Annotated in this window: 14 protein-coding genes; 4 read left to right on the top strand and 10 right to left on the bottom strand. The window is 74.7% G+C overall.

The features are described from left to right. Positions 1-53 precede the first annotated feature (53 nt). The 10 genes from HOP40_RS21340 to HOP40_RS21295 form a co-directional block, all read right to left on the bottom strand. Positions 54-638 carry an NADPH-dependent FMN reductase gene (locus HOP40_RS21340; protein WP_172161291.1) on the bottom strand — a complete coding sequence of 195 codons (585 nt, stop codon included), beginning with the start codon at positions 636-638 and terminating at the stop codon, positions 54-56. 21 nt (positions 639-659) lie between these two features. After that, entirely contained in the window at positions 660-1,976 is a 1,317-nt protein-coding gene (locus tag HOP40_RS21335) for an MFS transporter (RefSeq protein WP_172161289.1), read from the bottom strand. A gap of 26 nt (positions 1,977-2,002) precedes the next feature. Continuing rightward, the gene (locus tag HOP40_RS21330; protein ID WP_172161287.1) at positions 2,003-3,028 is read right to left on the bottom strand and encodes an amidohydrolase family protein; all 1,026 of its coding nucleotides are present in this window, start codon (positions 3,026-3,028) and stop codon (positions 2,003-2,005) included. Between the two features lie 82 nt (positions 3,029-3,110). After that, positions 3,111-3,605 carry a nuclear transport factor 2 family protein gene (locus HOP40_RS21325; RefSeq protein WP_172161285.1) on the bottom strand — a complete coding sequence of 165 codons (495 nt, stop codon included), beginning with the start codon at positions 3,603-3,605 and terminating at the stop codon, positions 3,111-3,113. Positions 3,606-3,616: 11 nt separating this feature from the next. Then, on the bottom strand, positions 3,617-4,447 hold the full coding sequence (locus tag HOP40_RS21320; RefSeq protein WP_172161283.1) for a beta-keto acid cleavage family enzyme: 831 nt from the start codon (positions 4,445-4,447) through the stop codon (positions 3,617-3,619). Continuing rightward, positions 4,444-5,478, bottom strand: coding sequence for a homogentisate 1,2-dioxygenase (locus HOP40_RS21315; RefSeq protein WP_172161281.1), 1,035 nt, complete (start codon positions 5,476-5,478; stop codon positions 4,444-4,446). The genes HOP40_RS21320 and HOP40_RS21315 overlap by 4 nt, the downstream gene beginning before the upstream one ends. Positions 5,479-5,513: 35 nt before the next feature. Continuing rightward, on the bottom strand, positions 5,514-6,758 hold the full coding sequence (locus HOP40_RS21310) for a cytochrome P450 (RefSeq protein WP_172161279.1): 1,245 nt from the start codon (positions 6,756-6,758) through the stop codon (positions 5,514-5,516). Positions 6,759-6,954: 196 nt separating this feature from the next. Then, on the bottom strand, positions 6,955-7,365 hold the full coding sequence (locus HOP40_RS21305; RefSeq protein WP_172161269.1) for a nuclear transport factor 2 family protein: 411 nt from the start codon (positions 7,363-7,365) through the stop codon (positions 6,955-6,957). A 160-nt stretch (positions 7,366-7,525) separates the two neighbouring features. Next, positions 7,526-8,188 carry an MBL fold metallo-hydrolase gene (locus HOP40_RS21300; RefSeq protein WP_172161267.1) on the bottom strand — a complete coding sequence of 221 codons (663 nt, stop codon included), beginning with the start codon at positions 8,186-8,188 and terminating at the stop codon, positions 7,526-7,528. A gap of 8 nt (positions 8,189-8,196) precedes the next feature. Then, a complete protein-coding gene (locus HOP40_RS21295; protein ID WP_172161265.1) occupies positions 8,197-9,126 on the bottom strand; it encodes an NAD-dependent epimerase/dehydratase family protein in 930 nt (309 codons plus the stop codon). Positions 9,127-9,211: 85 nt separating this feature from the next. Here HOP40_RS21295 and HOP40_RS21290 point away from each other — a divergent pair, with 85 nt between their 5' ends. The 4 genes from HOP40_RS21290 to HOP40_RS21275 all read left to right on the top strand — a co-directional run bounded on the left by HOP40_RS21290 (position 9,212) and on the right by HOP40_RS21275 (position 13,737). Next, entirely contained in the window at positions 9,212-9,835 is a 624-nt protein-coding gene (locus HOP40_RS21290; RefSeq protein WP_172161263.1) for a TetR/AcrR family transcriptional regulator, read from the top strand. A 79-nt stretch (positions 9,836-9,914) separates the two neighbouring features. Then, positions 9,915-10,469, top strand: a complete 555-nt coding sequence (locus HOP40_RS21285) for a 2Fe-2S iron-sulfur cluster-binding protein (protein ID WP_420821766.1) — start codon at positions 9,915-9,917, stop codon at positions 10,467-10,469. Then, a complete protein-coding gene (locus HOP40_RS21280) occupies positions 10,466-11,452 on the top strand; it encodes an FAD binding domain-containing protein (protein WP_172161258.1) in 987 nt (328 codons plus the stop codon). The genes HOP40_RS21285 and HOP40_RS21280 overlap by 4 nt, the downstream gene beginning before the upstream one ends. Next, the gene (locus HOP40_RS21275; protein ID WP_172161256.1) at positions 11,449-13,737 is read left to right on the top strand and encodes a xanthine dehydrogenase family protein molybdopterin-binding subunit; all 2,289 of its coding nucleotides are present in this window, start codon (positions 11,449-11,451) and stop codon (positions 13,735-13,737) included. The genes HOP40_RS21280 and HOP40_RS21275 overlap by 4 nt, the downstream gene beginning before the upstream one ends. Positions 13,738-13,782 lie beyond the last annotated feature (45 nt).

The following is a 13,782-nucleotide window of genomic DNA, read 5'->3' as shown; positions in this document are numbered from 1 at the left end:
AGCCCAGCTGATCTTCGCCCACGGAGCGGGACCTCCTCGTGGAGGAGGTCCCGCTACCGGCCGGACGCACGGGCGACGGTGCGCAGCGGCGACAGCGCCTCGTGGAAGGTACCCAGCTCGGAGCACATCGCGTCCGCGGCCCGCTCCATCGAGTCGCTCGCGACGAACAGGCCCCGCTCGTCGAACCGCTCGGCCACGAACGGGATCCGGACCGCCGTCGGAGCCGGCACCATCTGCAGCGCGGCCACCACCTGCTGGAGCTGCTGCACCGCGCGGGTCCCGGCCGCGACGCCGCCGTAGGAGACGAACCCCACGGGCTTGTGCCGCCACTCGTGGAAGAGGTAGTCGAGGGCGTTCTTCAGGCCCGCGGGATAGCCGTGGTTGTACTCGGGGGTGACGATCACGATCGCGTCCGCGGCGTCGACCACCGCGCTCCACGCACGGGTGTGCTCCTTCGTGTACCGCCCGAGCACCGCCGGCACGGGCTCGTCCAGCATCGGCAGTGCCCGCTGCGCGAGATCGACGAGGTGCACGGTGAACCGCCCGTCCGCGACCACGCGGGCGGCGAACCAGTCGGCCACGGACGGCCCGACCCGGCCGGGCCGCGTGCTTCCGATCAGCACCAGGAGCGTCGGCATGCGGGATCCCCTCCTCTCGGTCTAGGCCCGGCTGCGGGCGGGTGCCGCGGTGACGTCCGCCGGTGCGCCCAGGTCCGTGCCGGTCGTCTCGTCGAGCAGCAGGACGCACCCGACCGTGAGCGCGCACCCGGCGGCGACGATCGTCGACAGGAGGAGGGTGCTCCCCCCACCCGCCCGGATCGCGGCGAACGCCACGGGCGCGGCGCCACCGGCGACCCCGGCGAGCTGGTAGGCCAGCGAGGCCCCGGTGTAGCGGACGCGCGTCGGGAACAGCTCGGAGAAGAAGGCGGCCAGCGGCCCCGTCGCGCACGCGCAGACGACGCCGAGCCCGACGACGATCGCGACCGTCAGCAGCGCGGGCGACCCGGTGTCGATGAGCGGGAAGAGCACGAACAGCCACACCGCCAGCCCGATCGCGCCGGCGATCACGAGCGGGCGCCGGCCGTACCGGTCCGACAGCGCGGAGAAGCCGACGATGCCGACCACCGCCACGACCGACGCGGCCGTCAGCGCGTTGAGCACGGTCTGGCGCGGGAACCCGGCCTGGACCGCGTACGTGAGGACGTAGGTCGTCAGCGTGGTCTGGGCGACGAACAGACCGACCGCGACGCCGATGGCCAGCAGCAGGCGCACCCGGTGGTCCCGCAGCACCTCGAGCAGCGGCGCCACGTCCGTCGGGGCGGACCCGGCGAACACCGGGGTCTCCTCGACCCGCGCCCGGACGACCAGCCCGACGACGAGCAGGACCACGCTGGCCAGGAACGGGATCCGCCAGGCCCAGGCCAGGAACTCCTGCTCCCCGAACGCGCCCGCGGACAGGGTGATCATCAGCGTGGCCACGACCAGGCCGCTCGGCGCGCCGGCGTTGGTGAAGCTGGCCCACAGACCGCGCCGCGTGACGGCGTGCTCGGCGCTCATGAGGACGGCCCCGCCCCACTCGCCGCCGACGGCCACGCCCTGCAGCACGCGCAGCAGGACGAGCAGGACGGGCGCCCAGGTGCCGATCTGCGCCGACGTCGGCAGGAGCCCAATGAGGGTGCTGCTCACGCCCATCAGGATCATGCTCGTCACGAGCATCCGCTTGCGGCCGATCCGGTCACCGAAGTGACCGAAGAGGATCCCGCCGAGCGGGCGGGCGAGGTACCCGGTCGCCAGGGTGCCGAGGCTGGCGATCGTGCCGGTCAGCGGGTCCAGGTCGGTGAAGAAGACCTGGCTGAACACGACCGCGGAGGCCGCGGCGTAGAGCGTGAAGTCGTAGTACTCGATCAGACTGCCGAAGTAGCTCGACAGCACGGCGCGACGCAGTTGGGGGGAAGGGGCCGTACTCGGTGCCGTCATCGGCGTCCTCGTCTACTGGTGGGTGGTCAGGGGCGGGCGGTGAGCCGCTCCCAGTTGCCGTGCGCGATCAGGTGCCGCTCCTGCTCGGTCAGCAGGTCCGTCTTCTCCAGGAAGTCCCGGGAGGCCCCTCCCCCGACGTCGGGCAGGTACGGGTGGTCGGTCGAGAACATGAGCCGCTCGGCGCCGACGAGGTCGAGCGCCCACGCCAGGTACCGCGGCGAGTACATGCCGCTGGGCGTGTAGAACACGTTCTGCCGCAGGTACTCCGGGAGCGAGCGGTCCAGCGCGGGCCGCATCGCGCCGTCGAGCAGCTGCACCCGCTCGGCGTAGAACAGCACGACCTCGCCCCAGTGCCCGACCACGACCTGCAGGTCCGGGTGGCGGTCGAAGACGCGGCCGTAGACCAGCCGCAGCAGTTGGACGCCGGCCTCGTAGTGCCAGCCGAGGGCACCGGCCGAGAACGCGAAGTCGGCCGCCGGGTCGCCGAGGCCGCCGTAGTAGGCGTCGCGGACCGCCTGCGGGGGCTGGGCCGGGTGCAGGTAGACGGGGACGCGCAGCTCGGCGGCCGTCGCCCACAGCTCGTCGAAGGCGGGGTGGTCGACGTTGCGGTCCCCGACGCGGCCGAACAGGAAGCCCGCGCGGAACCCGAGCTCCTCGACACCGCGGCGGAGCTCGGCCGCGGCACCGGCCGGGTCCGGCGTCGGGAGGGTGACGAAGCCCTGCAGCCGGTCGGGGTGCGCCGCCACGGCGGCCGCGATGCGGTCGTTGGCGTCGCGGGCGAGCGCGACCGCGTCGGCCGCGGGGAGCTGCTCGAGCCCCGGTCCCGACACCGAGAGCACGTGGACGTCGACGCCCGCGTCGTCCATGGCGGCCAACCGGCCCTCGCCCAGGTCCGCCAGCTGGTCGAGCAGCGGCCCGCGGCCGAACGGCAGGGAGTGCGCGGTCCACGCCTCCACCAGTGCAGGGGTGGACACGTGCTCCTCGAGGCAGACGATCCGCAGGCGGTCGTCGGGGCCCGTGGGCGGTGGCGGGGTCGTGCCCGTCGCGGTCATGGTGGTTCCCTCTCGGTCGGTGCCGGCGCACGGAGCGCAGCAGCGTGTGCGGCGGTCCGCGCCGCCGGGACGTGCGTCGTCCTCAGGCGGGCCTGCTGCCGATGGCCGTGATGCCGGCCGCGGGGCGCACGGTGCGCCGGGCGATCAGCCACGCGTCGCCGACGTCCCGGAACTCGTCCACGGAGTGGCCGACCGCGACGTAGTCGGCGGGCCGGAGGTCACCGCGGTGCGCGTCGGCCACGAACCACTGCCACACCGTGACGTAGGTGATGAGGCGCGGGGTCCCGCCGTCCCAGACGAAGCGGTGCTGCCCGACCACGTGCGCGACCATCTCCTGCGCCGCCGTCGCGCCCGCGAGGAAGTCCGCGTACTCGGCGCGACCGGTGAACTCCAGGGCGCCGCCCTTCATGCCGTACGTGATCGTGGCGTCCTCGGTGAAGCACGCGCACGCCTCGAGGACGGGTCGCTTCTCGTCCAGGACCTCGAAGTAGGCGAGGTAGGTGTCCCAGCAAGCGCGTTCGGCCGCCAGCGTGCGGAGGGCCGCCTCCGGGTCCGACAGGTCACCGAGCACGGTCATCGCTCCTCTTGTCATGTCCGGCTCAGCGCCGGTCGGGTCAGCTGCAGGTCGTGTTCCGCCTGCGCCACGTCGGCCACCGTCCGGCCCACGGCGCCCACCAGGGCGATCGCGCGCTCCACGAGCGGGAGGTTGCCCGCGGCGAGCTCGCCCCGGGCGATGTGGAGGGTGTCCTCGAGACCGGCACGGGCGTTGCCGCCCAGCGCCAGCCCGATGGCGGTGAGCTGGAGGTTCGCGCGGCCGATCGCGATGACCTGCCACACGCTGCCGGCCGGGAGCCTGCGCACCGTGGCGAGCAGGTTGTCGGGGGTGGCCGCCATGCCGCCGCGCACGCCCAGCACGATGCTGAACTGCAGCGGCTCCTCGAGCAGCCCGTCGTCGCGCAGCCGCAGGCAGGCGTCGAGGTGCCCGGTGTCGTAGATCTCCAGCTCGGGCCGGACGCCGAGCTCGCGCATGCGGGCGGCGAGGCGGCGCACGTCCCGGGGAGGGTTGCGGAACTCCCCCTCCCCGAAGCTCATGCTGCACGGGTTGAGCGTCGCCATGCGCGGCCGCAGCTCGACGAGCCGTTCCCGCTCCTCGAACGGCACGTCGAGGCCCACCCCGGTGGACAGCTGCACGAGGATCGGGCACCGCTCCGCGATGAGGTCGATCGTCCGCCGGGCGATGTCGGGGTCGGCGGTCGGGCGGTCGTGCTCGTCGCGCAGGTGCAGGTGCGCGACCGCGGCCCCGGCCCGGTACGCCTCGGCCACCGCGTCGGCGATCTCGTGCGGCTGGGTCGGCAGGTCCGGGTTGTCGGCCTTCGTCGCGAGCGGTCCGGTCGGCGCGACCGTGACGACGGCGCTCACGCGACGCCGCCGGGGGCGGGCACCAGCGGGTGGAACAGGCTCGTCTCCATCAGCTCGGCGGCGGCGAGCCCTTCTGCGGTCAGCCGGATCGTGCCGCCGCTCTCGAGGAGCCAGGCCAGGTACCCGCCCTCGGGGTCCTCCCTCGGGCCCCAGTGGGCGACGGCCTTCGGGATCCAGATCCCGGTGCCGGGTGCGTCGAGCCCGCCGTAGGGAGCGGGCCCGCGGAAGTAGAAGACCAGCTCGTCGTAGTCGGCGTTGTGGTGCTGGGGCGGGCGCCCGCCCGGCCGGGAGCTCAGCGTGTAGAGCAGGAGGTCCTTGGTCGGCGTCTCCGCGAAGTGCGACGGCGGGCCGCCGGCCGGGAGGTAGGCCACCGGCTGGATGTCGGCCAGGTTGACCGTCCACACCGGTGCCCGGCCGTAGACGATCTCCGTCATCGCCAGCGGGTCGTTCGTCATCGTGAACCGCGTGATGCCGTCGGTGGTCCGGATGAGCAGCGTCGTCGGACCGCTCTCCTGCGAGACCCGCGCCGGGTCCGGACGGCGGACCGCGCGCGCCGCGTTGATCATCCCCGGCTGCGCCTGCGGGTTCATCGCGACCGCCTCGGGGGTCTCGATGATCACCCGGAGCGTGGTCGGGGTCGTCGGCACCACCCGGTAGGACACCGCGCGCGGCAGGAACACGAAGTCACCGGGCCGCACCGCGAGCGTGCCCCAGTCGGTCACGTACTCCAGCTCGCCCTCCTGGACGAGGTGCACCTCGTCGTACTCGGCGTTGCGCCAGACGAACGGGGTCGGCTCGGACCGGGCCGACACCGAGAGCACCAGGTCGTTGCGGGAGCGGGCGAACGCGGTGGGCAGCTCGGCGGGGTCCGTCGCGTCGACCGCCTTGACGGCGGTCAGGTCGATGCGGTGCGGTGCGTGCGGGCCGGCCACCTCGGTGTACTCGTTGATGGGATGCGGCCGCAGCGCCACGACGAAGTCGCCGAGGAAGCCCTCCCGGCTCCAGTTGTGCGGGTAGACGTTCTCGTTCATCTGTCCTCACTCCTTCCGAACGTCGGGCGGGCGCGTCAGCGCAGCCGCAGTGCCGCGACCGGGCACACCTGCACGGCCCGGGTGGCCGCGCCCACGAGGTGCGCCGGCACGTCGACCCGGTCGATCACGAGCACGCCGTCGTCGTCGAGGTGCACGAGCTCCGAGGCCTCGCTCTCGCACAGCCCGTGGCCCTCGCAGCGGTCCGGGTCGACCTCGAGCAGCACCGGTCGGGACTCCGTGGCCGCGGGCGGGTCGAGGTCGACGACCAGGCTGCGGAGCAGGCGCATCTGCGCGACGGGCAGGTAGTCGGGCGCGTGGTCGGGCGCCAGGCGCAGCCGGGGGAAGCGCTCGGTGAGCACCTCGATCGTCACGCGGGCCTCGATGCGGGCGATCGGGGCGCCGAGGCAGGTGTGGATCCCGGAACCGAACGAGAGGTGCGCAGCCGCCCGCGGGCGGTCGAGGTCGAACTCGAGCGCGGAGTCGCCCCAGACCTGCTCGTCCCAGTTCGCCGACTGCAGGCTCAGCACGATCCGGTCCTTGGGCTCCACCGGGCAGCCGCCGAGCTCGGTCCCGGCGACCGCGGTGCGCAGGGTGAACGGCAGGGGCGAGTCCCGCCGGAGCGACTCCTCGACCGCCGCGGCCGCCCGCCCCGGGTCGGCCACGACGCGGTCCCACCGGCTCGGCTCCTGCAGCAGGCGCAGCAGCAGGTTGCCGATGAGGCTCGTGGTGGTGTCCGCGCCGGCGACGAGCAGCTGCAGGAGGTGTCCGGCGGCGACCTCGTCGTCGAACACGAGGTCCCCGTCCGGGTGGACGAGCCCGTCGATGACGTCGTCACGGCGCTCCCCCGACGCGCGACGGTCCTGGATCACCTCGACGAAGACTTGCCGGATCCGGGCGATCAGGTCGGGGCTCGGCGCGGGCAGGTTCGCGTTCAGCTCGTCTGAGGACGCCTGCAGTCGGTCCCGGTCGGAGGTCGGGATCCCGATGATCGCGTAGACGGTGCGGGCGGGGATCACCCTGCCCAGGTGGCCGATCAGGTCGACCCGGCCGCTCGTCGGGAGCTCCGCGACCACCGCCTCGACGATCTCGCGGACGTGCGGTTCGAACCTGCGCAGCCGCGCCGGCTCGAACCAGCGGCGCAGGAACCTCCTGATCGCGCTGTGGTACGGCGGATCCGACCGCGCGATGATCGTGTTCATCGGGTCGTGCAGATCGGGCGCCGGTCCGCGTTCGAGATCGAAGTTGAAGGCGTTGGAGAACGTCTCGGGATCGGTCAGCACGGCACGGACGCCGGCATTCCCGGCCACGACCGCCACGCCCGGGTACGGACACGTCACACCGCCGCCCGCGCGGGCCTTCGCCAGCACTTCCTCGGCATTCAGCTGATCGGCCGGACTGAAGGGGTCGAAAAGGGGGTCGGACATGGTGCTCCTCTGCAGGATGCGAACCGCGGTGTGCCAGCGCCGGGCCGGCGGGTCAGGCGGTGGCGCTCGTCGCGGCCTCGGACGGCGCGAACACCGGTGCCATGTCGACGTAGATGCGCTGCTCGAGGAAGCACCGGTCGCCGACCCGGCAGACCGCGGCACCCGGTACGACCACGTGCCGGCCGTCGTGGCGGTCGAACGCCACGTCCATCTCGAAGACGACGAGATCACCGGGGAGGACCCACAGGTGGTGCAGGGTGTGCGTCTCCTTGATCCAGCTGTGGACGATCTGGGCCAGCGCCTCGTGAATCGCGTCGCGCCCGATCACGGTGTCGAAATTGGCGAAGGTGAGCTTTCCGTCGGGCGCCCAGAACTCCATGGCGCCGGCGATGTCCTTCGCCCCGCAGAGCTGGTAGTAGCGCCTGATCCAGGTTTCCGCACCGGATTCCGGTGAGACCGTCATGATGACTCCATCCTCGTCGATGTGCCGCGACTTCCGCCGGAATCGTAAGGCGGTTCCGGCACCGCCCGGAAATACGATTCCGGCGCGGAGTCATCGGCGACCGGCGATGGCGGAGGGCGCGCCGATCCGCGCCCGGACGGCGATCGCCCGGGCGCGGTCGTCAGCTCCGCCCGCCGGCGCGGACGCGGGCGATCACCGCGTCGATGCGCGCCCGGGCCTGCCGCCGGTCGGTCCACCCGGTGGCCGGGGCGCCGGCGACGGCGCCCCACGGCACGAGGACGTCGAAGTCCAGGTCCCGCAGCACGGCGAGGCTCTCCAGGTAGGCGGCGCGGTCGCTTCCGCCGAGCACGACGGCCGACCACCGGCCGTGGTCGTCCCAGAGGGTGTCGCCGGTGAACAGGTAGCGGTGCGCACCGCTGTCGAACAGGACGGCGGTGGCGCCCGGGGTGTGGCCCGGGGTCGGGACGATCTCGACGTCGCCGTCGAGGGTGTGCCGGTGCGCGAAGGTGCCGTCCACCGGCATCGACCGGGCGGTCTCCGCCTCGTCGCGCTCGTGGACGTGGAGCGGTGCGCTGATCCGCTGCGGGCCGAACATCGCCTCGTGGCCGTGGCCGAGGATCTGGCGGACCGCGCCGCCGAGCCGGTCGACGTCCTCGGCGGCCGCCGTCAGCCCCGGGGCGTTGTAGATCACCAGGTTGCCCGCCGGGCGCTGCAGCACGAACGCCCGGACCTGCAGGTCCTGCCCGTAGGGCAGCGGGGCCGGCGGCGTGGCGAACACGCCGTCGCCGACCGGCTGGAGGGTCGGGTGGTCGGACGTCGGCATCCCGGGTGTCACGGTCGCGCGACGGCGGGCGCGCCGGCCGGAAGGGCGTAGTGCGCCGGGTCGTCGAGGTCGTCGAGCAGGCCCGGTCCGCCCGGCGTCCAGTCGAGCGCGGCCCGCGTGGACCGGCTGGACGTCGGGTTGTCCGCACCGACGAACATCGCCAGGTGGCCGAAGTGCCGCCGGGCGGCGTCCGCGTCGAGGGGCGCGACGGGCACGCCGAGCCGACGGCCGATCACCTCGGAGACGGCGCGCACGCCGACGCCCTCCTCGGCCACGGCGTGCAACCGGGACCCGGCGGGCGCCGACTCGAGCGCCCGCCGGTAGAGGCCGCCCACATCGCCGATGTGCACCGACGGCCAGCGCTGGGCGCCGTCGCCCAGGTAGTGCGCGACGCCGGTGGCCCTGGCGACCGCGATGAGCCCCGAGGCGAACCCCAGACGGCTGCCGCCGTGCACGTTGGGCAGGCGCACGACCGCCGACCGCACTCCGCGCCCGGCGAGGGCGACCACGGCGTTCTCCGCGTCGACGCGCATGCCGGCCGGGCGGGTGTCGTGCTCGGTGAGCTCGCCCCGGAACCCGGCGAGGGCCAGCGACAGCGTCGCACCGGTGGTGACGAGGGGCTTGCCCGTCCCCGTCAGCGCCGCGCCCAGCGCGTCCACCGCGCGCAGGTCGGCGGCGACGGCCGCGGCGAGATCGCCCCAGCCCGGGTCGTCGCGGGCGAACCCGAGGTGCACGACGCCGTCGGCCTCGCGGGCCGCGGCGGCGAGGCCGGGCAGGTCGGCGAGGTCGCCCCGGCGGGCCGTCGCGCCCAGCGCCGCGACGGCCGCGGCGGCACGGTCCGAGCGGGCCAGCCCGGTGACGGTGTGACCTGCGGCGATCAGCTCGGGGACGACGGCGGAGCCGATGTACCCCGAGGCGCCCGTGACGAACACGTGCATAGCTGTGTCTCCCTCGCGCTGACTGCAGTCTGTGAAATCAACGTACACGGACGATTGCATCCTGTGCAGTCGCTAGGCTCGGGGCATGCCGCGATGGGAGCCGGACGGGGCCGAGCGGCTCGAGACGGCCGCGTTCGACCTCTTCGCCGAGCAGGGGTTCGACCGCACGACGGTCGCCGAGGTCGCCGAGCGGGCCGGGCTCACCCCGCGGACGTTCTTCAACCACTTCGCCGACAAGCGCGAGGTCCTGTTCGGCCTGAGCGCGGAGTTCCGGCAGCGGGTCGTCCGCGGGATCGCCGAGTGCCCGGCCGCGGTGCCGCCGCTCGACGCGGCCGTGCACGCCCTGCAGGGTGCGCTCGACACGATGTTCGAGCACCGCCGGGCCGCGGTGGCGCGCCGGTTCGCGATCGTCGAGGCCACCCCCGAGCTCCGGGAGCGCGAGCTCGGCAAGAACGCCGATCTCGCCGACGCCGTCGAGGCCGCGCTGCGCGCGCGCGGGCACGATCCCGACACCGCGCGCTTCGCCGCCGACGCCGCCTCCGCCGTCCAGCGGCGCGCGATGCAGGAGTGGACCGGTACCGCCGACGGGCCGCCGCTGCGGGAGCTGGTCGTCGCCGGGCTCCACGCGCTGCGCGCCGCCGTCGCGGGCGGCGCGGACGCCGCCCGGCCGGACACCGCGGCGGAGCGCGGCCCGACCGCGGCGCGGTAGCGGCCATCGCCGCCGGCCGATGGCGACGGGGCCAGGACGTATTGGCCCCCGGCCCGATCCCGGACCTAGCGTCGGGCGGGTGAAGGTCGAACCCGCGTCCCCGGCCGGTCACCGGTCGTGCACAGGCACCTCCGGCCCGGACCTCGTCGTCAACGGCGTGCCCGCACCGCCGCCCGCCGATCCCCGCGTCTCCCTGCTCGACTTCCTCCGCGAGCACCTCGGGCTCCACGGCACCAAGAAGGGGTGCGACCAGGGCGCGTGCGGAGCGTGCACCGTGCTCGTCGACGGCGAGCGGATCGTGTCCTGCCTGGCGCTGGCGGTCCAGTGCGCCGGCCGCGAGGTGACCACCGTCGAGGGGCTCGGCGGCAGGCACCCGCTGCAGGAGGCGTTCGTGCGCCACGACGGGCTGCAGTGCGGCTACTGCACCCCCGGGCAGATCTGCTCGGCCATCGGGATGGCGGAGGAGGTGGCGCGCGGCGTCCCCAGCCACGTCACGGCGGACCTGACGGCCGACGGCATCGCGCTCACCCCGGCCGAGCTGCGGGAGCGGATGAGCGGGAACCTCTGCCGCTGCGGCGCCCACAACGGGATCGTGGCGGCGATCGCCGAGGTGCACGGGAGCGCGGACGCGTGATCGAGTTCGAGTACGCCCGCGCCACCGACGTCGCCGACGCGGTCCGGCTCGCCCGCGGCGGGCGGGCGCGCTACCTGGGCGGCGGGACGAACCTCGTCGACCTGATGCGCCAGGGCGTGGAGGCGCCGACGCGGCTGGTCGACGTGAGCGGGCTCCCCGGCGGCATCGACGAGGCACCCGACGGCCGGCTGCTGATCGGCGCGGCGGTCCGGAACACCGCCCTGGCCACCCACCGCACGGTGCGGCAGCGCTACCCCGTGCTCACCCGCGCGATCGTCGCGGGCGCGTCGGGACAGGTCCGCAACATGGCGACCGTGGGCGGCAACCTGCTGCAGCGCACCCGCTGCCCCTACTTCTCCGACCCCGACGGCTCGCCCTGCAACAGGCGGTCGCCGGGGCAGGGCTGCGCCGCGATCGGCGGCCACACCCGCGACCTCGCGATCCTCGGCGCGTCCCCGAGCTGCGCGGCCACCCACCCGTCGGACATGGCGGTCGCGCTGGTCGCGCTGGACGCCGTCGTGCACGTGACCGGCGCGGCCGGGGAGCGCCGCGTCCCCCTGGCCGACCTCCACCGGCTGCCCGGGGACCGGCCCGACGTCGAGACCGTGCTCGAGCCCGGCGAGCTCGTCACCGCGGTGGAGCTGCCGCCCGGCGGGAGCGCCGTGCGGTCGACCTACCGCAAGGTGCGCGACCGCGCCGGCTTCGCGTTCGCGCTGGTCTCGGTGGCCGCCGCGATCGAGCTCGACGGCGGGACGGTCGTCGGGGCCCGGCTCGCGCTCGGCGGGGTCGCGCCGAAGCCGTGGCGGGCCGCGCGCGCCGAGGCCGTGCTGGCGGGCGGGCCGGCGACCACCGCCGCCTTCCGCGCCGCGGCGGACGCCGAGCTCGCCGATGCCCGCCCGCTCGCGGGGAACGCGTTCAAGGTGGAGCTCGCCCGCCGCACCATCGTCGCCGTGCTGGAGCAGCTCACCGGAGGCCCGGCGTGACCGGCGCACCGGGCCGGCGCCCCGTCGCCGTCGTGCCCGACGGCTGGACACCGCGCACCGGGACCGATCCGGTGCTGGAGGTCGAGCACGGGCTCGTCGGCACTCCCCTACCGCGCCTGGACGGCCCGGCGAAGGTGCGCGGCGAGGCGCGCTACGCCGCCGAGCACGTGCTGGAGGGCATGCTCCACGGGGCCCTGCGCTGCAGCACGATCGCGAGCGGCCGCATCACACGGCTGGACACGTCGGCGGCCGAGGCCGCGCCCGGCGTCCGGCTCGTGATGACCCACCGCACCGCGCCCCGCATGCGGCCGCTCCGGCCGATCTTCACCGCTCCGCGGGCGTTCGGCGGCACGGACCTGCCGGTGATGCAGGACGACAGCATCCACTGGAACGGCGAGCCGGTCGCGCTCGTGCTGGCAGACACCCGCGAACAGGCCGACCACGCGGCGTCGCTCGTCGAGGTCGAGTACGCGGCCTCGGCGCCGCGCACCTCCGCCGGGGCGGCCGCCGACCCGCGCCGGCCCGACCACCTGTTCTTCCAGCCGGTCGAGGTGGCCGTCGGTGACGCGGAGGCCGCGCTGGCCGCCGCACAGCACGCGGTCGACCACGTCTACCGGACCCCGGGCCACAACCACAACGCGATCGAGCCGCACGCGGTGACCGTGGGCTGGGTCGGCGACGACCTCGTCGTCCACGACGCCAGCCAGTCCGTCGCCGGTCACGCGTGGACGATCGCGCACGCGCTCGGCGTCGCCGAGCACCGGGTCCACGTGACGTCACCGCACGTGGGCGGCGGCTTCGGCGGCAAGACGGTGTGGTCGCACCACGTGCTGGCGGCCGCGGCGGCGAGGCTGGCCGGGCGGCCCGTGCGCCTGGCGCTCTCCCGCGCGGACGTCTACCGCGTCGTCGGCGGGCGGACGAACACCGAGCAGCGCGTCGCGATCGGCGCCGACGAGGACGGCCGCTTCATCGCGCTGATCCACACCGGCACCTCGTCGATCACGCCCTGGAACCACGTCGTCGAGCCGTTCACCTTCCCCGCGCGCCACATGTACGCGACCGGGGCGCTGCGGACCGACCAGCACGTCGTCGACGTCGACATGATCGCGAACTCGTTCATGCGCGCCCCCGGCGAGGCGGTCGGCACGTTCGCGCTGGAGTCGGCGGTCGACGAGCTCGCCGAGCAGCTCGACGTGGACCCGGTGGAGCTGCGCCTGCGCAACGAACCGGACTCCGATCCCGCGTCGGGCGCGCCGTTCTCGGCGCGCCACCTGGCGCAGGCGTGGCGCGCGGGCGCGAAGCGCTTCGGCTGGACGCGCCCGGCGGCGCCCCGCAGCAGGCGCGACGGCGAGTGGTGGATCGGCACCGGGTGCGCCGCCGCGACCTACCCCCACCAGCGCTTCCCCGGTGGCGCCGCGCGCCTCACGCTCACCGCGGACGGGCGCGCGACGGTCGCCGTGGCCGCGAACGACATGGGGATGGGCACGACGACGGCCCAGGCGGTCGTCACCGCCGAGCGCCTGGGCCTCCCGGTGGAGCGGGTCACCGTCGAGTACGGCGACTCGACGCTGCCCGGCGCGTTCCAGGCGGGCGCCTCCGCCCAGACGGTCGGCGTCGCGGCGGCGGTGATCGCCGCGCACCGCGCGCTCGTCGCGGAGCTGCTGGCACTGGTGCCGCCCGGAACGCCGCTGGCGGGCCTGACCGTCGACGAGGTCGGCTCGGTGGACGCCGGCCTGGGCGCGCTCGCCGACCGGGACCGGTGGGAGGGCTACGCGCAGATCCTGCGCCGCGCGGGCCGCCACGAGGTCACCGCGGTGGCCGACGCGGCCGACCGCGACGAGCTGCAGGCCTGGTCCATGCACTCCTTCGGCGCGGTGTTCTGCCAGGTCAGGGTCAGCTCCGTCACCGGGGAGACCCGGGTCGACCGGGTCGTCGGGTCCTACGACTGCGGGCGGATCATCAACCCTGTCACCGCCGCGAGCCAGCTCCGCGGCGGCATCGTCATGGGCATCGGGCTGGCGCTGATGGAGCGGACCGTCGTCGACGGGCGGACCGGCCGCATCGTGAACGCCAACCTCACCGACTACCACGTCCCGGTGCACGCCGACGTGCCCGAGATCGACGTCCTGTGGACCGACGTCCCCGACCCGCGGGCTCCCGTCGGCGCCCGCGGCGTCGGCGAGATCGGCATCACGGGCGTCGCCGCCGCGATCGCCAACGCGGTGCACGACGCGACCGGACGGCGCGTGCGCGACCTGCCGATCACCCTCGACGCGCTGCTCTGAGCACGCCGCGACCCGCAGTCCCCCTCCCCCCCTCCTGCGACCGGA

Source organism: Pseudonocardia broussonetiae (genome assembly GCF_013155125.1).
Taxonomy (GTDB): Bacteria; Actinomycetota; Actinomycetes; order Mycobacteriales; family Pseudonocardiaceae; genus Pseudonocardia; species Pseudonocardia broussonetiae.
This window is presented reverse-complemented; position numbering and strand designations above follow the sequence as displayed.